Here is a 20569-nt window from a genome sequence, read left to right as displayed (position 1 = left end):
CGGCTGTACATAGAAAATTATTTAGGCCCAGTTCTATGCCCACTCTTGCCAACAGTCTTACTATTCGCGAACTACATGCTTCATTTCAGTCTTCACCAAGCAGCTTGAAAATGTATGAAGTTTTCTAAAGACTCATTTTTATCTAGCTAAATTCCCCTGTAGCCACTCACTGAAGCGTCGATGAGTTTCAGTATCCTGGTAAACGTGACCACGCTCAGGAACAAAAGATGTTGTGACGTTTGCACCGATACTTTCAAGCTTCGCCGAAAACTGCTGCATGAGCTTGATGTCAAGTGCAGGGTCGGCCTCGCCGTGGTAAATAAAAACCGGCTTATCTCGAAATTTTTCAAGACTGTCTGTTTTTAAAAAGTTGGGGAAATCTGCCTTACCTAACCACTCGTTAGCCAAATTAGGGTGACCAGCAAATACGGCTACGCCACTAAACTTTTCAGGGTTGCGGTAGTACGTGAGTAATGCACCATACCCCCCCATAGAAAACCCACTGATAAATATGTTGTGCTGGTCGATTAGAAAGTGACTTGAAACATCATCGATTGCTTCATTTATATCAATTTCTGACTGGTAGTAAGCGTAGGCATAAAACTTGTCTCTTCCAGAGGGCGCGATTTCGATAAAACTTCCGTCACTTCTGGATGCATTCAACTGCGAAAGGTCATCAATCCCGCTGCCATGCAAGAACACCATCAGTGGGTATTTTTTTTCAGGGTCAAAATTTTCAGGAAGTTTTATGGAATACGGCTGTAAAGAACCATCCAATCGTGAGCGAAAAGCTCTCCGATGAGGTTTGGTTAAGTGAGGAGATATAGATTTACCTGATCGCAGCGAGGACAACTCAGTTTTCAGACTCAGGATATCGTCAATAAGTTGTCCAGATATTTCATAAGGTTTAAGGCCCAATATCTGGCTTGTAATGCCCTCTAGTTGGAACAGCAATCGATTTCTAAGTCCGTTGTCTAAAGCTTCTTTCGCCAGTAATTGCGAAGTTTCTGCCTCAATGTCAAACTCTGGCAATAGAGCAAATTCATTAATCACGCATTTGTTACGCAAACAGAGCTCAAGTTGATAAACACCTGGTTCCAAGCCGACTGTTTGCAAAGTCGCGCTATCATGTTTTTGCCAAGTCACCGAAGTATTTTGAATAAACTCTCCAGACTTGTGTTTGATACCCCAACTGTACTCATCACGTTTAGCAGTAGACGCGAGCTTGATAGAAATTGGATTTCCCGTGACCTGTGTACGATTATTGAATTTAAAATTTGGGTGATATTTAACACTGTCAGTGTCTGCTTCTAATTCAAAAGGACGCAGAAGTCGATAGGCTATAGCCTCATCCCAAATCCCTTCATCATGTACTATCGAAAAACCTTTGGTAACACGCTCGCCATTAAGGCTTGTAAGGCCTTTGGCAAAATAGATATTTAAATTTAATTTGCCGTCAAATACAGGCTGGTATGGATATACATCCTGCCAACTAATCAGCGATTCGAAGAACGTACCGTGCTCTGTTGTACCTGCAGCAACCTGCGTTAACGAGCTCAATTTCCTCGCACGACCATCGCCGTTGTATGAGGAAATATATTTCTCCTGAGGTTTGTCTGAATTTATATTCGTTGGCGAAAAGGCGAGTTCAATGAACTCTGCCGCTCTAGATGTTGCTGTACTAGGGCCAACCATGACTTTAAATCCATCACCATACAAAAAGCCTCTTTTATGATACCGAACGCTATCGTCACTCGTTTCTATTGCGATATAAAGACCGCTATGATGATAGCCGACATAGTAACTGACATCTGGCACCTCACAGAACGTATTATCAAAATCATACTTCTGTGCGAACTTATGCTTCGCCAGGGTTGCAATGAATGGATCTTTCTTACCATCAATTTTTGGCAACTCAGATACGACCTGCAAAGAATTTGCTAAGGCTGAAAATGACAACCAGAAACCAATAACTAGCGCTAACCGGTACATAATTATCTCCTATGATGTTTATCAGCTTTAGTCGTTTGTAAATGCTAAGAGGTTTAAATACAGATAAAATTACTGAAATCAATCTGAGGCAGACAGATCAAGCTTTGCGAGTTCTTTTTCAACATTAACTAGTACTTGAATTTGGATCTCAATCGCGTGTCAAAGGTAATCCAATTTTGACCCACTTACCGCTTAAAACGGTAATCTAAATTTGACCCACCCCAGCCTTTCTTTCAACTTAACGTAATCTCTGCTGCCGGTATTCCACCGGCTGTTCTTTTATCTTTTAACCTATAGCTGTTGCCGCTGATCTGTACGATATGAGCATGGTTATCATCTAAATATTCTCTGATAGTCGGGTCACTGCAGCCAAACAAAGGTAAACACGTTATCAATAGCAATATTTTTAATAGTATTTTTCATGCCATCCTCAAAAACCCAACAGTTTAAACAGCTCATGGTTCCGTTTTCTCCCGAAGAAATGTTACTGATTCAAGCTCTCAAATGCCCACACCACTTGGATACCCCAGCTCCAGACAGCGAACCGTTTGGCGACAAGCTTGGTCCAATACTTAATGCGGCGAAACTATTATCATGTGTGACACGTCTCGTAGATAATTTAATCCAATATAATCACTGAACGTTTAGCTACCTGTTTAGTGGTTGGTACAAAACCGACGATCTGTGTTTTCAGTCACACCTTTCGCTTTCTCAATAGCAAAAAATTGCTCACAGGGCATAAATTATATAAAGTGATGCGGTTTAGTCACCGATATTCACTGCTCCACTGACTGACCTATATGCCTATTGTTAACGCTGCGGCTCTCCAGTAATCAGGAAACATAATGCAAACGCGACAAACTGTAACTCAAAAAAGAAAGTCAATTGTGAGTCGAATGCGAAGCATATTGGAGAAACTGCATGCAAGCTCCCGGAAAACATACAAAACACTGGGCTTCGATGATTTAAACCCGCACTGGTTTCAACCGTTAACACTTTTAGATACTTACGGCCCTCTTGGTGTTAAACAAATAGCAGAGGGGGTTAATTTGTCACTTCCCACTGTAAGCCAGGCTTTAAAGTCTCTGGAGAGCAGCGGGCTAATCGAATTCAGAAAGGATACCGATGATGGACGGCGTCGGGTGGTTTTTTTAACCCCACATGGAAGGAAAATGGTTGATGACCTGAAGTCTGTATGGGATGCCTTTGAAAAGGTAGCTTACGATCTTGATAAGGAGTCAGAAGGTATACTCAAACATCTGGATATGTTAGATGAAGCGATTTCCCGGCGCTCTGTATTTGATCGGGTATTGCACTATTACGAAAAAGAAGGCTCCTTCAAAAAGGAGCCTAAGCAAAGTGATATGTAGCAGGCAATGTTCATGGGAGGCCTGATACATAAGATCACTTCATCAACAAACATACCTTACATTAATCAGACATTGGCAACTTAGGGATGAAATTAGCGAGGGATGTTGTCAATAGCCTCATTGAATACCCAAACGTGTAAAAAGCTCATCTTTATACGCGGAGCCTATTTTAAGCTCCTCACCATTAGTGAGTTGAGCGACAGAGTACCTGCCCAACTCACTGTTAATTTCTTTCAGATGATTTATATTAATAAGGGCAGAGCGATGAACACGGACAAATTTACTTTGGTCAAGTTTTTCGCAAAGCGCTTGTAGCGCCTCCCTATGCAAAAAGATTCCTTTGTCAGTGTGAACTTCGAGGTAATTGTTTGCCCCCTTTATAAAAATGATTGATCCCACAGGAACAATTTGAATCCGTCCGATAGACTTAATAGCGAGATGTTGTATCGTCATATTTAGCACCCCAACATTTTTCTCATGATTTTAGTTAGGCAGCTAATTATATCAAGCTCAAAAATTGTAAGACTTGTTACAAATTGTATATGAGTAACTTTATATGACATAACGCCTCTTCTGAAGAGCCTTTCCTCCGATTTTAAAAACCATTACATTGATGAGTGAATTTCAATCGTGGTAAAACCATAGTTAGTGTTCCTCTCTAATGCTCTTTCTTGTTCCTCCCAATTTGGGGGTTGTTTAATCTTTTGCTGGATCCACTCCTGCACTTCACTTTCTACCCAAGCGACTACTCTACCACCTAGCTTAATTGGCCTAGGGAAGGTCCCCTCAGTTATGTATTTGTATATAGTGGTTCGGCCTAAAGTGGTTTGCAGCATTACGTCTTTAAATTTGATCAGTTTCATAAGCACTCGCCAATAGAGCAAAGGTCAGATTCAGGAGTTTATTCTGGAATGATTTTCTTAGGTTGGCACAACCTTGGCACAATCGTGGCACATTAAACAAAAAAACCACCTAGCTTTCGCTTAAGTGGTTGATTGTTTTGGCGCACCCGTCAGGATTGACTCGGTACCTCCTGTACCTCGCCCTACGGGCGTTGCTAAAACAACGTCCAAAACGGCCTTCCTGCCGTTTTGTCGAACAACAGGTTCTCATCAGACAGGGTGCAAAAACAAAAAACCGCCGAAATGGCGGTTTGTTGTTTTGGCGCACCCGTCAGGATTCGAACCTGAGACCTCTGCCTCCGGAGGGCAGCGCTCTATCCAGCTGAGCTACGGGTGCAACCTTCGCACTTTGGTGCGAGCGCGCATTATAGACAGGCTTTACCGGTAAGTCTATTCCCTGACAGTGCGTTTTTTAGGCAAACAGTTTAATAAGCTGTGATTGCGCAGTCAGCAGTGACAGGCTAGAGTAGCTTTATGGTGATTAAGGAACCTTTTTAATGGTTGGTTTTTTTAGCGCACTGCGCTATTGGCACTGGTTAACGTTACTTATTCTGGCCGGTGTGGCAATTCTGGCCACCGAGACATTTATAAAGCACGAGCAACAACTTACCCGTAGTCAGCAACTTCGGCATGAAGTAGCCAGTGCCGGACAGCTTAAGGCCATGCTGGAGTCGGAGCTGAATATTCCATTGTATTTAACTGTTGGCCTGGCCTCTTATGTTAAAGCCAGTGGTGGCAAGGTAGACAAGGCTGAACTGGATATTTTACTGCCCGGCCTGGTGCAACAGGCCAAACATATCCGCAACATTGGGGTAGCACCGGGTAGCCGGCTGCAATACATATATCCGCTGGCGGGCAATGAGCGGGCGTTAAATTTATACTACCCTGACCTACCCGACCAATGGCCGGTTGTGGAAGATATTATCCGCAGCGGCCAGGCACGGCTGGTAGGGCCGGTGCGCTTAGTGCAGGGTGGCCGGGCGTTTATTTATCGGTTACCGCTGTTTATCCCGGACGATAGCTACTGGGGGATTATCAGCACCGTTGTCAATATTGAAACCATCTGGTCACTGCTGGCTGCCAGTGCTGCAGAGCAGAATGTAATGATAGCGCTGCGTGCCAAAGAGCCTGGCAATCCAGAATATGGCAACACCTTTTTTGGTGAGCCAGGTTTATTTTATGATGACAGCCTGCTGCTGAACCTGGCCATACGGGGGGCCAACTGGCAAATGGCGATAAGGTCTACCGATCCGGCAGCGGATCGCAGCCTTTTATTGCGAAGCGGCCTGTATTTCGCCACCTTCTGCCTGCTGGTTTTATTAAGCTGGTTGTTTTACTCACGCCAGCAGCTGCGCTTTACCGCCAGCGAACTGAGTCATAGTGAAAGCTATTTACGGGCGGTAACCGACAACGTGCTTGATGCCATTATTGTAACCAATGAAGAAGGCATTATTGAAGACGCCAACCTGTCGTGTTACCGGTTATTTGGCTACCCACGTGATAGTTTAAAGGGTCTGCACTGGTCAATGTTGCTGGCTACACCTGAGAGTATTGAAACAATTTACAGTGCCACCTCACAGCCGGAGCAGGAGTTTGAAGGCATGGGCATGCGCCAGGACAGCAGTCAGTTTGATCTGGCCTTGTCACGCAGCCAGCTGCAATCGGCTAACCAGCATCATCAGCTGCTGCTTATCCGTGACATTACCGGACGTAAGCGTACCGAAAAACTAAAGAATGAGTTTGTAGCTACAGTAAGCCATGAATTGCGTACCCCGCTTACCGCGATCAATGGCGCTTTGGGTTTAGCGATTGGCGGGGCGCTGGGCGACTTAAACCGCCCGGCCCAGAAAATGCTGACCATGGCCCACAATAGTTGTGGCCAGCTGAATCAGCTTATTAACGATTTACTGGACACCGAGCGGTTGGCCAGCGGCAAAATGCAGTTTGATATCAAACCAGTGGCCGCTATTCCGCTGCTGCAGCAAAGCATTACCCAGATTTCTGCCATGCAGCATAAACAGCAGCTGGTTATTGACTACGACCAAAACAAACCTTATCTGCTGCTGGCTGATAAAATCCGTTTAAGCCAGGTATGCCTGAATTTACTGGCCAATGCGGTTAAATTCTCACCTGCCGACAGCATGGTTGAAATTAAACTGACAGAGCATAACGACATGATCCGGGTAAGTTTTATTGATCAGGGGAAAGGCGTCAGCAGCGAGTTTTTACCGCAGCTGTTTCAGCGCTTTGCTCAGGCCGATAGTCAGGATACCCGGCAGCACAGCGGCACCGGTTTAGGGCTGGCAATAAGTAAAGCATTAATTGAACAGATGGATGGCCAGATAGGCTATCAGCGCTACCCTCAGGGCAGCTGTTTTTACTTTGAACTGCCTGCGGCGCCCACTCAACCGGGCTAAAAGTTGCACTTAGCCGGCTTTTGTCTTAATTTGCTTACCATTGGCTGCAAAGATCAGCATTTAACTGCCAGTTTTGGCATACTACCTCAGCTACAGCTGACCTTAAACGGTGCAGCTGATAATAATGACTAGCGGCCAGAGCCGCAACCACGCCACGGAGACATAACAATGCGCAAAACATTACTCGCTACAGCGATGGGTGCCATTTTTGCCTTGAGCGCCTGCTCAGACAATACCGCCCCTGCCCAGACTACCCCAGCACAGGCAGAAACCAGCTCTTCAGCCGTTGAGAATACCGAAGTGACCAGCACTAACCCATTTTTCCAGCCAAGCAGCCTGCAGTACCAGGCGCCGGATTTTACTGTTATTAAAGACGAACACTTTTTGCCGGCCTTTGAGGAAGGCATGAAGCTGAACATGGCTGAAATTGAAGCCATTGCCAACAATCCCGAGCCGGCAACCTTTGAAAACACTTTAGTGGCAATGGAAAAAAGCGGTGAAATGTTAAACCGGGTAGCCCGGGTCTTTTACAACCTGACCGGTACCGACAGTAACGAGCAACGTCGTAAAATTCAGTCTGAACTGGCACCAAAAATGGCTGCCCATTCTGATAACATCAGCCTGAATCCGGCCTTATTTGCCCGGGTAAAAACCATTTATGATAACCGTAACAATCTGGAGCTGGACGCTGAAAGCATCCGGCTGGCTGAAGTGTATTACGACCGTTTCGTTCGCGCTGGTGCTGAGCTGACTGAAGAGCAGAAAACCGCTATCCGCGCCCTGAACGAAGAGCACTCAAAGCTGACCACCAAGTTCTCACAGAACCTGCTGGCTGAAACTAAAAACATCGCGGTAGTGGTTGAAACCAAAGAAGAACTGGCCGGTTTAACTGACGCTCAGATCACCGCGGCTGCCAATGCAGCAAAAGCGGCCGGCCATGACGGTAAATACCTGCTGAGCATTACCAATACCACGCGTCAGCCAGTATTAAGCCAGCTGGATAACCGTGAACTGCGCAAACGGGTTTGGGAAGCGTCTGCCTACCGCGGCCAGAGCGGTGATTACGACAATACCCCATTGGTTGCGCGTTTAGCGCAGCTGCGGGCTGAGCGGGCAAAACTGCTGGGCTACCCGAACTGGGCTACTTACGGCCTGGAAGCGCAAATGGCGAAAACGCCGGAAGCGGTATTTGATATGCTGGGCAGTATGGTACCAGCCGTGGTGGAAAACACTAAAAAAGAGCTGGCTGACATCAATGCCATGATCAAGCAAAAGGGCGGCGACTTTGAAGCTCAGCCATGGGACTGGGAATACTATGCCGAGCTGGTACGTCAGGCCAAGTACGATTTAGACGAAAACGAAGTAAAACAATACTTCGAGTTTAACCGGGTACTGGAAGATGGTGTGTTTTACACCCTGAACCGGTTTTACGGCATTCGGTTTGAGCCACGGCCGGATTTACCGGTATACCACCCGGACGTGAAAGCTTATGAAGTATTTGACGCAGACGGCAGCAGCCTGGCGATTTTTTATGCCGATTACTTTGCCCGTGAAGGCAAACGTGGTGGCGCCTGGATGAGCTCCTTTGTTGGCCAGTCACATCTGCTGGGCACCAAGCCGGTTGTGGTGAATGTAATGAATATTCCAAGAGCGCCCGAAGGTAACCCGACACTGATTAGCTATGACCATACCACCACCATTTTCCATGAATTGGGCCATGGTATTCACGGTATGTTCTCTAACGTGAAATACCCAACTTTAGCCGGTACTGCAGTATCGCGTGACTTTGTTGAATTTCCGTCAACCTTTGAAGAAGACTGGGCCCAACATCCGGAAGTGTTAGCTAACTATGCCAAACATTATGAAACCGGTGAGCCGATTCCAAAAGAATTGCTGGACAAAGTTCTGCGCTCACGCAGCTTTAACCAGGGTTACGACACCTTAGAGTATATGTCAGCAGCATTGTTAGATATGGAGTGGCATTCACTGTCAGCTGATAAGCCGCTGCAGGATGTGAATACCTTTGAAGCAGCAGCATTGAAAAAGCATGGTGTTGACTTACCTGCGGTACCACCACGTTATAAATCACCATTTTTCTCCCACTCAATGGGTGGCGGCTATTCAGCCGGTTACTATGCCTATATGTGGAGCGAAATTCTGGCCGCTGATGCATTTGCCTATGTGCAATCGCGTGGTGGTTTAACCCGCGAAAACGGTGATCACTACCGGAAAAATATTCTGGAAGTAGGTAACTCACGCCCTACTATGGAATCGTACAAAGCGTTCCGTGGCCAGGAGCCCACTACCGAGGCCTTGTTAATCCGCCGTGGCTTAAAAACCAAAGTAGATTAAAGATGCAATTTGACGAACCGATTTGCTTACGTCAACACGCCGTGAACTCATCCCTGGGGGCTCGATTCGGCCATCCAGGCCTGCAACGGTTGACTTAAAGCAAGTCGATTCTCACTTAAGCTCAGACAAAAAAAGCCCGGTTTATATAACCGGGCTTTGTTTTTGCTGTTCTGGCGGATGTTAACTGCCGGCCACCTGCATCTGGCTGATTAACACCGAGCCGGTCAGCACCCCGCCCCGCCGGTCAACATCATTGCCTACTGCTGCAATATTCAGAAACATGTCGGCCAGATTGCCGGCAATCGTGACTTCTGCCACCGGAAACTGAATTTCGCCATGCTCGACCCAGAAGCCGCTGGCCCCGCGCGAGTAATCGCCGGTTACGGTATTAACACCCTGGCCCATCAGCTCGGTTACCAACAGGCCTTTACCCATTTGCCGGCATAAGGCGGCCAAATCATCATTGCCATGGCTAATCAGCCAGTTATGAATACCACCAGCGTGGCCGGTACTGGCCATGCCCAGTTTGCGGGCAGAATAGCTGGTAGTTAAGTAGGTATTTAGTACGCCGCCTTCAATTACCGCTAAATCGCGGGTTTTAACGCCCTCGGCATCGAACGGGCTGGATGCCAGCGCCTGGGGTAAATGCGGTTGCTCGGCAATGGTAATGCCAGATGCCATAACCTGCTTGCCAACTTTATTCAGTAAAAAACTGGATTTACGGTAAATGCTGCCGCCACTGATGGCCGACACCAGATGACCAAACAGGCTGCTGGCAATGTCGGCCCGGAAAATAACCGGCACTTTCTGAGTAGGAACCTGGCGGGCACCTAAGCGAGCCACGGTTTCCAGCGCAGCTTCACGGCCGATTTGTTTCGGGTCCAGCAATTTGCTGTACTGGCGGGCGACGGTAAAGCTGTAGTCGCGTTGCATATCGTCATCCTGCTCGCCAATCATTACACAGCTGAAACTGTGGCGCGAACTGGGATATCCCACCAGCTGGCCATGGCTGTTACCATATACCTTTAACCCCTGGTGTGATGAAAATGACGCCCCCTCAGAGTTGGTAATGCGTTTATCAGTGGCAAAGGCGGCCTCTTCAGCGCCGGCACATAAACTGATTGCCAGTTCTGTGCTGATACTGTCGGGATAAAATAAATCCAAATCCGGTGGGCTGAATTCCAGCCAGTCTTTGTCAGCCACGCCGGCATGCGGATCTTCAGAGGTATAACGGGCGATGTCGGCCGCAGCTGCAACCGCCCTCTCCAGCGCCTGCGGGCTTAAATCAGCGGTAGACGCTGAGCCTTTGCGCTGGCCAAAATAGACACTGATGCCCAGGCCGCCGTCCTGATTAAACTCTACCGTTTCCACCTCACCATGGCGGGTTTCGACACTTAACCCCCGGGTGCGGCTCATGGAAGCTTCGGCGCTGCTGGCGCCCAGTGCTTTGGCGCGGGCCAGCACAGCGCTGACTGCATCTTTAACTTCGGCAATTTCCTGCCAGACGGTTTGTTCTGTTGCTTGCATATTCACTCTTGCTGATCGGGCTATTTGTGCCAAGCTTACCATAGACTGCGCCAGGCTGCTGCCAGCAGTGCCTGGTTTTAGCAGTTAGTTTAACGACAACTCGCAGTGTTCTACTTACCCGGCTATGTTAAGTGATATACTAAGCCCAACTTATGCTATTAACGATGCAAATGAAGAAGCACCATGACCGAAACCGAATTTAAATATGGCGATAGCAAATGGCTGGAACAACCCGACCATATCAGCAAAAGCCAGATAAAACGTGAAATGCATGCCCTGCAAGCCCTGGGCGAAGAGCTGGTGGCATTAAGCCCGGCTGCCCGGGCCAAAGTGCCGCTGGATGAAGAGCTGTTAGATGCGCTGGAGCTGGCCGATAAGCTGGCAAAAAAACGCGAAGCACTGCGCCGCCATATTCAGTTTATTGGCCGCTTAATGCGGACCCGTGATGTCGAGCAGATTGAACAGGCATTGGCAGTAATGCGCAATACCAAGCAAGCCGCTGACAAGCAGTTTCATAAAGTGGAAAAATGGCGCGATAAGCTGCTGACTAACGATGAGGCCTTAACGGAGTTTGTGGCCGCTTACCCGGACATTGAAGTACAGCAACTGCGCTTATTGATCCGCCAGGCGAAAAAAGAGCGGGAAAAAGAACAGCCGCCGAAAGCCTTCCGTGAGCTGTTTCAGTTGATCCGGCCGGTAATCATGGATGGCGAGCACGGTTAAAGTTTCTGCTTTCATCGGTTTGCCCACATTCTCACCAAAAAACAAAGCCAGCAATATGCTGGCTTTTTAAATGCTGTCGTTTAATAAAACTTAGATACGGGTTAACCAGCCATGCTTATCTTCGGCGCGGCCCCACTGTATATCATTTAAGGCCTGGCGCAGCTTCAACGTAACCGGGCCACCTTCTCCGCTACCCACTTTATGCTCAGTGCCATCGGCAATTAAGGTACCAACCGGGGTTAGTACCGCCGCCGTACCTGATAACGCCGCTTCGGTACCCGGTTTGGCTGCGCGCTCCAGTAACTCTGTTACGCTCAGCTCGCGCTCAGATACCGTCATGCCCATATCACGGGCCAGGGTCAGTACTGAATCACGGGTTACGCCATGCAGAAAGCTGCTATCCAGCGCCTTGGTAATAATTTCATTGCCGTCTATCAGTAAGAAGTTGGCCGCACCGGTTTCCTGCACATCGCCACCCGGGCAAAACAGTACCTGATCGGCCTGAACACTGGCCCGGGCTTTTAAAATGGGCTGCAACGCGCTGGCATAGTTGCCACCACTTTTTACCATACCCATATGGGCCGCACAGCGGGCGCCGTTTTGCTCCAGCAACAGCCGCAGTGGTTTGCTGCCACCGGCAAAATAGTCACCTACCGGCGATAACAGCACATACAGCATCGAGCTGGCTGTTGGCGCTGCCGCTTTGCCAATAGCAGCTTCAGTACCGATATGCGTTGGCCGGATATACATTGAACCCGGCGGCTCCGGTACATCACTGGCATACTGACTAACAATGTCAATGATCATCTGGCTTAAGGTGGCACTGTCTGGCTGTGGTAATGACAGTAAAGCGCTGCTTTGAATTAAGCGGGCGACGTTTTTTTCCATCCGAAATAAATTAATTGAGCCATCACTGTGCTTAAAGGCTTTCAGCCCTTCAAAGCAGGTACTGGCATAATGCAATACGTGCGCACCGGGGTGCAGACTGATACTATCTGCCGGCACAATTTGCGGGGTGCTCCAGGCGCCCTGTTCAAAACGGGTTAATGCCATCTGTGGCATAAAAACACTACCAAATGCAGCCATTGTTGCTTCCTGTTGTTAATTTTTATTCAGTTATTGGGTGCCGCCAACGGTCATCGCGTCCAGTTTTAAGGTTGGCTGACCTACACCAACCGGCACGCTCTGGCCCTGTTTACCACAAACGCCTACCCCGGTATCCAGTGCTAAATCGTTGCCCACCATCGATACCTGCTGCATGGCAGCCGGACCATTACCAATTAAGGTCGCGCCTTTAATCGGGCTGGTGATTTTACCGTCTTCAATTAAATAGGCCTCTGAGGCCGAAAATACAAACTTACCGGAGGTGATGTCTACCTGGCCACCACCAAAATTCGGCGCATAAATGCCCTTTTTAACGCTGGCAATAATTTCCGCAGGGTCATGCTCACCAGCCAGCATATAGGTGTTGGTCATCCGCGGCATCGGTAAATGAGCAAAAGACTCGCGCCGGCCGTTGCCGGTAGGATTAACCCCCATCAGCATGGCATTATGTTTATCCTGAATATAACCCTTCAGCACACCTTTTTCGATCAGCACATTGTGCTGACTTGGCACGCCTTCGTCATCGACATTAAGCGAGCCGCGCCGCTGGGCCAGGGTGCCATCATCAACAATAGTACACAGCTTTGACGCAACCTGCTGGCCAATCCGGCCACTGAAGGTTGACGAGCCCTTGCGGTTAAAGTCGCCTTCCAGGCCATGGCCTACCGCTTCATGCAGCAATACTCCGGGCCAGCCTGAGCCCAGCACCACCGGCATAGTACCTGCCGGCGCATCTATTGCGGTTAAATTAATCTGGGCCATTCTTACTGCATCGCGCGCGTACTGTTGCCAGCGCGGCTGGTCATTCACCAGCTCGCTGAAATATAAATAATCGGTGCGGCCACCGCCGCCGGCACTGCCACGCTCACGCCGGCCATCCTGCTCCAGTAAAACTGAACAATTCAGCCGAACCAGTGGCCGGATATCAGTCGCAAAGGTACCATCGCTGGCGGCTACCAATACTTCTTCATATACGCCGGATAAGCTGACCATTACCTGCTCGGCCCGGTTGTCCAGCGTGCGGATAAAGGCTTCAATCTGGTTTAACAATGCCACTTTTTCGGTATTGCTCAGGCTTTGCAGTGGCTCACAGGGCAGATAAATATTGCTGTTGCCGCTTCTGCTAAAGGCCTTTACCCGGCCCTGCTGGCCATGGCTGGCAATACCGCGTGCTGCGCCTGCAGCCTGCTGCAACGCCGCAGCGCTAATAGTGTCTGCATAGGCAAAACCGGTTTTCTCACCGCTGATGGCCCGCACCCCGACACCGCGCTCGATATTAAAGGAACCGTCTTTTACCAGGCCATCTTCCAGCACCCAGGATTCATGCACACTGGATTGAAAATATAAATCGGCATAGTCGAGCTGATGGCCAAATAAGTAGCCAAGACTGTGCTCCAGATCTGCCATGCTGAGATCGGAGGCGGTAATTAAATTCTGTTCAACTGCATTCATTATTTCAGCTCACTGTTAAAACGATTATGCTGGTGGACCGGCATTTTCTGGCCCAGTTGCCGGCATTGGTTCAGATCGACCAGCGCTGAGACCCAACCCGGGTCTGTACCTGCGTCAGCGAGCACTTCACCCCAGGGATCAATAATCAGGCTATGGCCAAAGGTTTCACGGCCATTAGCATGCACGCCGGTTTGATTAGCCGCCAGCACAAAGCACTGGTTTTCTATCGCCCGGGCTTTTAGCAGCGTATGCCAGTGGGCGCCCCCGGTGGGCCGGGTAAACGCCGATGGCACCGTCAGTAGCTGCATGCCCTGCACTGCCAACGCCTGCATTAAGCCGGGAAAGCGCACATCATAGCATATACTCAGCCCCAGTTTCAGGCCGGGTAACTGACATAAACTGATCTTTTGTCCCGCCAGGGTTGTGGCCGATTCACGATAACTTCCGGTACTGTCGGCCACGTTAACATCAAACAAATGCAGTTTCTGATAATCGGCAAGTAACTCACCTTGCGGGCTGTACACCAGACAACTTGCCGCAAAACGGTTTGGATCTGCGGTGGTGGTCGGTTGGCTGCCGGCAACCAGATACACCGAAAACTGGCGTGCCAGTTGGGCGCATGCCCGCTGAATAGCGCCCTCACCAATGGCTGCCTGATGGGCCAGCTGCAGCTTGTCACCACCACCAAAAACAGCAAAGCATTCAGGCAGCAACACCAGGTGCTGCTCTGCCTGCGGTAATTGCTGCAAGTGTTGCCTGACCGCAGCCAGGTTCGCCGCCGGCTCGGGGCCACTGGTAAGCTGAATTGCCGATAACCGCCAGTTAGTTGCCACGGGGTTGCTGCTCCTCGTCATTGATAACGGCTTCAGGCCGGGCGATGCGCACTGGCACCGGCACTTCGGTACTGTGCCGGTTAACTTCAGTTACCACAGGCTGGCCGAAAGTACCGGTAACGGTAAAGTTAATCCGTGAGATCACTTCAGCTGACTGGAATACCTCGTCCAGCGCCAGTGCAGCCAGGCCAGTGGCCGGGTTAACCATCCAGGCAATAATTACCGGCAAGCTGGAGGTCACTTTAGGTGAAAACGACATTTGGTAGTCCAGCTGTTCAGAGACTAAATCAGCATAGCCCTGAATGGCCAGATTGCCCGGCACCCCATCTATGCTGGTATCACTGGTTTGCACCACCCCCTGATGAATTGCCAATGTGCCGGCCATTTTGTTATAGAAGAAACCTTTGGAAAATACATCCCGAAAATCCAGCCGTAACTTACGTACCAGCGAGTCGAGGCTGAAAATAGAAAACAGCCGCGCGCCCTGATCACTGACTTCAGTTAACGCCCCTTCACCCAGATTAAACTGGAGCTGACCGTTAAGCTTTGCCAGCTCAAACTGAGTTGGCGCGGCCGGCCAGTTCAGCGCAAAATTAATATCGGCCCGGCTGCCGCTGATGCCGCTGGTCAGCTGGAATTCGTTTACCAGAGAGCCCAGATCCGGACTTTGAAAGCGACCACTAAGCTCTGTTACCCCAAGTTGCTGATCGGGAACCCAGTTACCCTGCATTGTCAGCTGATTATTCTTATACCGGCTGTCAAATCTGCTTAGCTGCCAGTGATCACCCTGGCCCCGTGCCGCGAGTTCCAGCTTACCAAACCGATAGCTGCCGACAGAGCAGTCGCGGCAGTTAACACTAAGCGGTGCCATGGTCAGCAACTCTGCCTGCAGCTGCGGCAACATATGTTGCTGTGCAGTATTGCCAGTCTGCTGCTGCAGCGGCAAGTGCAAATAATCTATTTCAACCTGCAGCCCCTGCTGTTGCCAGTTGCGACTAAAATTCCAGCGACTGGCGATTTCAGTGCCGTGTAAACGCAGATGCCAGCTTTCGGCTGCCGGCTCAAGCTCAAATACCGTATTGGTTAAGGCGGCGGTGCCAGCCAGATCCAACTTGCCAACCCGGCCGCGTACCCGGCTTAGCGGCGGCATAAGCGCGCTCTCGTTTAGGTTGTCACTGAACAACTGCTCGTTCAGCAGTTGCTGCCAGGGCAAAAACGCGGCACGGTCGATATCGATGTCCACAGTAAAATTCGGGCCATTGATCCCCGCATTTTCCGGGCCCAGGCTCAGGTTTGCCCGCTGCAGCCGGCCGCTGCTGTGGTCCAGTTCTGCAGTAAAATACAGCTGGTCAGCATAGTTCAACGTTAGCAGCCCCTGCTCACTGCCCCCTTCAGCCTGCAGTTGCAGTTTTGCTGCACTTGCGGCCGTTTTCTGGTATGGCTCCGGCAGCTGCAGGGCTGTGTTGGTTAAATCAGCACTGAGCGCTGAGCTGTAACTGAAATCATCGTCCTGCAGTTGCAATGCCAGGCCAAGTTGCCAGGAGAGATCGCCACTGGCCAGGGCAGCGGCTGACGGCCACAATGCATTAACCACGTTGCTACTGCCATTGGTAGCGTTGGCGTTAAGATTAAACAGGTACTGCTCATTCTGTTGCTGCCCACTTAAACTGGCGCTAACCGGCAAGCCGCGCCAGTTGAACGTAAGATCGTCGGCAGTTATCTCACTGTCACGAAAAGCAACCCGGCCACTTAACTGACGGATGGCCAGCTGTGGCGCCATTAAATTAAGGCTTACTTTATTGAGGCTAACGTTACCACTGGCCTGCACCGAAGGCTCACGTAACCCAACTTGCAGTACAATGTCAGCCAAAGCCGGGCCAGAGGGTGCCAGCTGTTGCAGTACCTTACCTAAGTTGTCGCGTAGCGGTGAGGCACCAATCAGCCCACTGGCCTGGGTTAGCTCTAATGCACTGTTAATGTCGATTGTCAGGTACTCTGCATCAAGTAAATCAGCAATTTCAGCGGTAACACCGCCACTTAACGCAATACCGCCTATAGTCGCACTATCAGTGCTGATTTTCATGGCAGCGTTTTCAAACCATAAGCGGCTTTGCAGTTGCTCCAGGGCTGGCCAGTCGGGATTAAATACAAACCGGGCATCGCTCACCTTTGCCTCAACCTGAAATATTCCCTGGCCACCGGCAAACGGATAGTCAGCCGGGGCCCCCTGCCACAGCACACTGGCCTGTTGCAGCTTGCCATCAATAATAGCGCCACTGAGGTATTCACGGGTTTTTTCAGGCAGATAACGCAGTGGCAAATAGCGGCTGGTGTTACTGGCATCGGCGTCACTAAGGGTGGCGAATAAACTCAGCTCGGGTTGCGGTTGCAGGCTCCATTGCATGCTGGCCGTCAGCTTGAAATCATCTGCTGTAAGCTGCACGGCGGGTAGTTGAATTTGCCATACCCCGGCGCCATTTTTCCGCGCCAGCAAAGAAAGCTGTAACTGCTGATAGGCAATAGGGTCGGTAAACATGCTGGCCCACTGCAGTTCACTGTGCTGACCATTAAGAGTTAGCCCTGCGGCATTGGCCGCCGCCCAGAACTGGCCATTAAGATTGGCTAAGCCTGGCATATCGCTGCTGCTGGTTTTGCTTAAACCAGCCAGCTCCCCCTGAAGTTGCCAGTTATCGGCGCTTTGAAACTGCCACTGCGCCTGTGTCAGGTCGCCCTGTAACTGAGTAGTGGTCAGCCTGGCTAATTGCGGAACTTCATCACTGAGTAACTGACTGAGCGGCGCCAGCGCATCCAGCTTTAACTGTTGCAACTGACCATGCCAGCCGGCAGCGTTGCGGTGCAGTTGCACGGTAAGATCCGGCCAGCTGGCCTGACCGTCAGACATCACTAAAGGCCCTGAATACAATGACCAGCCATCAGCGATTGGATACCACAATAGCTGCCCCGGCCCCAGCTTCAGCTGATGAGCCTGCTCTTCGCGTTGCCAGCTTAAGCTGTTGTCAGCCAGTTCAATCTGAAAGCGCTGTAATTCACCCTGATCAACCCGACCCCAGGCCTGAAAATTGATATCGGCCTGATCCAGGCGGCCGGTTGCCGGCAACGACTGTTCAAACCAGGGTAAAATATCCAGTTTGCGGCTTTCCAGAAATATCTGACCAAAAGCCTTATCTAACGTCGGCCCGTAGAGATCGATAATGAATGTAAGGGTATTGCCGGTAATATCAGCAACCGCCAGTTCACCAATGCCCTGATGCCGTTCGCCTTGATTACGCCAGTCCAGCTTTTGGACGGCAATCACAATATCGTCGCTGCCCGCTGCCGTTAACACCAGTTCGCTGTCGAGTAAGGTAAAATGATTTAGCTGGCGAAAGAATAGTTGCTCCAGCGCGCTGATAACAGGGGCAGTATCAAGTGGCAAGTCGGTTTGCGGCCGGTTAAGTAAGCTGTTGCTGTCAATGGTATAGCGCAGGCCTCTGAGCTCGAAATGTTCAGCCCGCAACTGCAGATTGCGCAAACTTTGCCAGAAATCAAAGTGGACCCGGGTTTGACTGATCGAAAGCTGGCCCCCCTGCCCCGCGCCGCCCAGTTGCATCTGGTGCAATACCATGGCCGGGCCAAACTTTTGCCAACCGGCACTGACTTCTGCTATCTGTACCTGGGTACCGAGCTGGCCGGCCAGCAGCTGCTCCAGGTGATGTTTATAACTGTCGGCATAAGGCAGTGCCAGCCGTAAAATGGATACCAGGGTTGCAAGCAGCACCAGGCCTATGGCCAGTAACAGCCAGAGTTTGTGTAAACAATAAAAGCAGACCCGGGTTGCTTTTTGCACTACATCATCACCACATCAAATTGCTCCTGCGTATACATCGGCTCACCGTAGATGGTTATTTGCTTGCCAATAAATACCTGCAACTCTGCCAGGCTATGAAATTCATCAGTGGTTAGCGCATCTTTAACCACCGGCGACACATACACCGCAAATTTATCGGCAGCATAAGCCCGGTTTACCCGGACAATTTCCCGCAGAATTTCAAAACAGACGGTTTCAACCGTTTTTAAGCTACCCCGGCCCTTGCATACCGGACACTCCGAACACAGAATATGCTCCAGACTTTCCCGCGTGCGTTTGCGGGTCATTTCTACCAGCCCAAGTGCTGAGAAACCATGAATGTTTGTTTTAGCCCGGTCGCGCGACAGCGCTAGTTCCAGGCTGTGATAAACCCGCCGCTGATGCTCGGTACTTTGCATATCGATAAAGTCGATAATAATGATGCCACCCAGATTACGTAACCGTAGTTGGCGGGCAATGGCCTGAGTGGCTTCAGTATTGGTGTTAAATATGGTTTCTTCCAGATTGCGGTGACCGACAAAGGCGCCGGTATTAACGTCAATTGTGGTCATCGCTTCAGTCTGATCAATGATCAGGTAACCGCCACTTTTCAGCGGCACTTTACGCTCCAGTGCCCGCTGTATTTCGTTTTCAACATCAAACATATCGAAAATAGGCCGCTCACCGGGATAATACTCCAGCAATGGCGAGATATGGGGCATAAATTCTTCACAAAATGCAGTGAGCTGCTGGTAAGTAATTTTAGAGTCAATCCGCACCCGCTCCAGCTCGCTGCCAACAAAGTCACGCAGGATCCGGTAGCACAGGGTTAAATCTTCATACACTACGCCTTCTTTGCGGGTTTTCTGTTTGCGTTTAACAATTTTGCTCCACAGCTTTTTTAAAAACTTCGCGTCCTGCACCAACTCATCGCTGCCGGCGCCTTCAGCCGCAGTGCGGACAATAAAGCCGCCGCTGTCATCCAGGCAGTCCGTGACAATATCTTTCAGCCGTTTGCGCTCGGCTTCTGTTTCCAGCCGTTGCGACACGCCAACATGATTGGAGTCGGGCATAAATACCAGATAACGGGACGGCAGGGTAATATCGGTGGTTAAACGGGCGCCTTTGGTACCCAGTGGATCTTTCACTACCTGTACCAGCAGATGCTGACCTTCACGCACCAGCACCCGGATGTCTTTGCTGACGGCAGGTTTGGTGTCCTGCTCGTTACTCTCGTTATGCTGGACAATATCAGAAGCATGCAAAAAAGCGGCTTTATCCAGGCCGATATCAACAAAGGCTGCCTGCATGCCAGGCAATACCCGGCTGACTTTGCCCACATAAATGTTGCCAACCAGCCCCAGTTTGGCCTGGCGCTCTATATGTAACTCCTGCAGCACACCGTTTTCAATCAGAGCCACCCGGGTTTCTGTCGGCGTAACGTTTAACAGTAGTTCTGCACTCATGCCTGCTCCTGCCAGTTACGTAGTAAAAGATCGGTTTCGCACAGTGGTAAACCGACCACAGCACTGTAGCTGCCACTAATATGGCTGACAAACCGACCGCCCTGGCCCTGAATGCCATAACCACCGGCTTTGTCCCGAGGCTCGCCAGTTTGCCAGTAAGCGGCAATATCTGCGGCAGTCAGCTGCCGGAAACTCACGTCAGTAGTAACGCAGCAGCTGGCACTATTGTGACGGCCAATCAGCGCCACGGCTGTCAACACCTGATGACAACGGCCAGACAACAATTGCATCATCCGGCTGAAATCCGCCTCATCGGCAGGCTTACCTAAAATATGCTGGTCAACCACCACTATAGTATCAGCACCGAGCACCGGTAGCGCAAAGTGGATTTGATCAGCGCCGGCCTGCGCTTTAGCACGGGCCAGCCGGCTAACATAAGCGACAGGGCTTTCGCCATCATGCAGGCTTTCATCAACATCAACCTGTACCAGAGAAAAAGGTACGGCTATCTGTTGCAGCAATTCACGACGCCGGGGTGAAGCAGAAGCTAGTGCAATTTCTGGATACATGTTGTTGGATCTTTG

At 50.1% G+C, this 20569-nt stretch carries 14 protein-coding genes and 1 tRNA gene; 4 read left to right on the top strand and 11 right to left on the bottom strand.

What is annotated here, in order from left to right; translation table 11 throughout:
* Positions 1-138 precede the first annotated feature (138 nt).
* Positions 139-1992 carry a carboxylesterase family protein gene (locus tag KQY15_RS15405; protein WP_217670747.1) on the bottom strand — a complete coding sequence of 618 codons (1854 nt, stop codon included), beginning with the start codon at positions 1990-1992 and terminating at the stop codon, positions 139-141.
* Positions 1993-2837: 845 nt separating this feature from the next.
* Between KQY15_RS15405 and KQY15_RS15400 the strand changes: the two genes are divergently transcribed.
* Positions 2838-3362, top strand: a complete 525-nt coding sequence (locus KQY15_RS15400; protein WP_217670745.1) for a MarR family winged helix-turn-helix transcriptional regulator — start codon at positions 2838-2840, stop codon at positions 3360-3362.
* Between the two features lie 117 nt (positions 3363-3479).
* Here the strand turns inward: KQY15_RS15400 and KQY15_RS15395 are convergent, their stop codons facing one another.
* The 3 genes from KQY15_RS15395 to KQY15_RS15385 all read right to left on the bottom strand — a co-directional run bounded on the left by KQY15_RS15395 (position 3480) and on the right by KQY15_RS15385 (position 4601).
* Entirely contained in the window at positions 3480-3815 is a 336-nt protein-coding gene (locus tag KQY15_RS15395; protein WP_217670743.1) for a LytR/AlgR family response regulator transcription factor, read from the bottom strand.
* 152 nt (positions 3816-3967) lie between these two features.
* On the bottom strand, positions 3968-4225 hold the full coding sequence (locus KQY15_RS15390) for an AlpA family transcriptional regulator (protein WP_217670741.1): 258 nt from the start codon (positions 4223-4225) through the stop codon (positions 3968-3970).
* 299 nt (positions 4226-4524) lie between these two features.
* Positions 4525-4601, bottom strand: a tRNA-Arg gene (locus KQY15_RS15385).
* Between the two features lie 160 nt (positions 4602-4761).
* Here KQY15_RS15385 and KQY15_RS15380 point away from each other — a divergent pair.
* Together KQY15_RS15380 and KQY15_RS15375 are read left to right on the top strand one after the other, a co-directional pair.
* Positions 4762-6681, top strand: a complete 1920-nt coding sequence (locus tag KQY15_RS15380; RefSeq protein ID WP_217670739.1) for an ATP-binding protein — start codon at positions 4762-4764, stop codon at positions 6679-6681.
* A gap of 168 nt (positions 6682-6849) precedes the next feature.
* Positions 6850-9033, top strand: a complete 2184-nt coding sequence (locus tag KQY15_RS15375; protein WP_217670737.1) for a M3 family metallopeptidase — start codon at positions 6850-6852, stop codon at positions 9031-9033.
* A 180-nt stretch (positions 9034-9213) separates the two neighbouring features.
* Here the strand turns inward: KQY15_RS15375 and pmbA are convergent, their stop codons facing one another.
* Positions 9214-10560, bottom strand: a complete 1347-nt coding sequence (pmbA, locus tag KQY15_RS15370) for a metalloprotease PmbA (RefSeq protein WP_217670735.1) — start codon at positions 10558-10560, stop codon at positions 9214-9216.
* Between the two features lie 183 nt (positions 10561-10743).
* Here pmbA and yjgA point away from each other — a divergent pair, with 183 nt between their 5' ends.
* A complete protein-coding gene (gene yjgA / locus KQY15_RS15365) occupies positions 10744-11283 on the top strand; it encodes a ribosome biogenesis factor YjgA (protein ID WP_217670733.1) in 540 nt (179 codons plus the stop codon).
* A gap of 90 nt (positions 11284-11373) precedes the next feature.
* Here yjgA and KQY15_RS15360 read toward each other — a convergent pair whose 3' ends face one another.
* Genes KQY15_RS15360 through KQY15_RS15335 form a run of 6 tightly spaced genes read right to left on the bottom strand, consistent with a single transcriptional unit; the run spans position 11374 to position 20554 of the window.
* Positions 11374-12369 carry a branched-chain amino acid aminotransferase gene (locus tag KQY15_RS15360; protein WP_217670731.1) on the bottom strand — a complete coding sequence of 332 codons (996 nt, stop codon included), beginning with the start codon at positions 12367-12369 and terminating at the stop codon, positions 11374-11376.
* Between the two features lie 30 nt (positions 12370-12399).
* Positions 12400-13839 carry a metalloprotease TldD gene (tldD, locus tag KQY15_RS15355; RefSeq protein ID WP_217670729.1) on the bottom strand — a complete coding sequence of 480 codons (1440 nt, stop codon included), beginning with the start codon at positions 13837-13839 and terminating at the stop codon, positions 12400-12402.
* Positions 13839-14672: a carbon-nitrogen hydrolase family protein gene (locus KQY15_RS15350; RefSeq protein WP_217670727.1), complete on the bottom strand. Its 834-nt coding sequence runs from the start codon at positions 14670-14672 to the stop codon at positions 13839-13841. Before KQY15_RS15350 ends, tldD begins: the two co-directional genes overlap by 1 nt.
* Positions 14662-18519, bottom strand: a complete 3858-nt coding sequence (locus KQY15_RS15345) for a YhdP family protein (protein WP_217670725.1) — start codon at positions 18517-18519, stop codon at positions 14662-14664. Before KQY15_RS15345 ends, KQY15_RS15350 begins: the two co-directional genes overlap by 11 nt.
* Complete coding sequence (gene rng, locus KQY15_RS15340) at positions 18519-19985, bottom strand: ribonuclease G (protein ID WP_217670723.1); 1467 nt, start codon at positions 19983-19985, stop codon at positions 18519-18521. Before rng ends, KQY15_RS15345 begins: the two co-directional genes overlap by 1 nt.
* Entirely contained in the window at positions 19982-20554 is a 573-nt protein-coding gene (locus tag KQY15_RS15335; RefSeq protein WP_217670721.1) for a Maf family protein, read from the bottom strand. Before KQY15_RS15335 ends, rng begins: the two co-directional genes overlap by 4 nt.
* Between the last annotated feature and the right edge of the window lie 15 nt (positions 20555-20569).

Origin of the sequence: Arsukibacterium indicum (assembly GCF_019100565.1) — a bacterium.
Classification (GTDB): Bacteria; Pseudomonadota; Gammaproteobacteria; order Enterobacterales; family Alteromonadaceae; genus Alishewanella; species Alishewanella indicum.
Note: the sequence above shows the minus strand (reverse complement) of the source record. Positions and strands in the feature narration are given on the sequence as shown.

Bases quoted from the DNA above. Each gene is read 5' to 3' on its own strand.
- KQY15_RS15405 (WP_217670747.1), bottom strand. From the start codon at position 1,992: ATGTACCGGTTAGCGCTAGTTATTGGTTTCTGGTTGTCATTTTCAGCC.
- KQY15_RS15400 (WP_217670745.1), top strand. From the start codon at position 2,838: ATGCAAACGCGACAAACTGTAACTCAAAAAAGAAAGTCAATTGTGAGT.
- KQY15_RS15395 (WP_217670743.1), bottom strand. From the start codon at position 3,815: ATGACGATACAACATCTCGCTATTAAGTCTATCGGACGGATTCAAATT.
- KQY15_RS15390 (WP_217670741.1), bottom strand. From the start codon at position 4,225: ATGAAACTGATCAAATTTAAAGACGTAATGCTGCAAACCACTTTAGGC.
- KQY15_RS15380 (WP_217670739.1), top strand. From the start codon at position 4,762: ATGGTTGGTTTTTTTAGCGCACTGCGCTATTGGCACTGGTTAACGTTA.
- KQY15_RS15375 (WP_217670737.1), top strand. From the start codon at position 6,850: ATGCGCAAAACATTACTCGCTACAGCGATGGGTGCCATTTTTGCCTTG.
- pmbA (WP_217670735.1), bottom strand. From the start codon at position 10,560: ATGCAAGCAACAGAACAAACCGTCTGGCAGGAAATTGCCGAAGTTAAA.
- yjgA (WP_217670733.1), top strand. From the start codon at position 10,744: ATGACCGAAACCGAATTTAAATATGGCGATAGCAAATGGCTGGAACAA.
- KQY15_RS15360 (WP_217670731.1), bottom strand. From the start codon at position 12,369: ATGGCTGCATTTGGTAGTGTTTTTATGCCACAGATGGCATTAACCCGT.
- tldD (WP_217670729.1), bottom strand. From the start codon at position 13,839: ATGAATGCAGTTGAACAGAATTTAATTACCGCCTCCGATCTCAGCATG.
- rng (WP_217670723.1), bottom strand. From the start codon at position 19,985: ATGAGTGCAGAACTACTGTTAAACGTTACGCCGACAGAAACCCGGGTG.
- KQY15_RS15335 (WP_217670721.1), bottom strand. From the start codon at position 20,554: ATGTATCCAGAAATTGCACTAGCTTCTGCTTCACCCCGGCGTCGTGAA.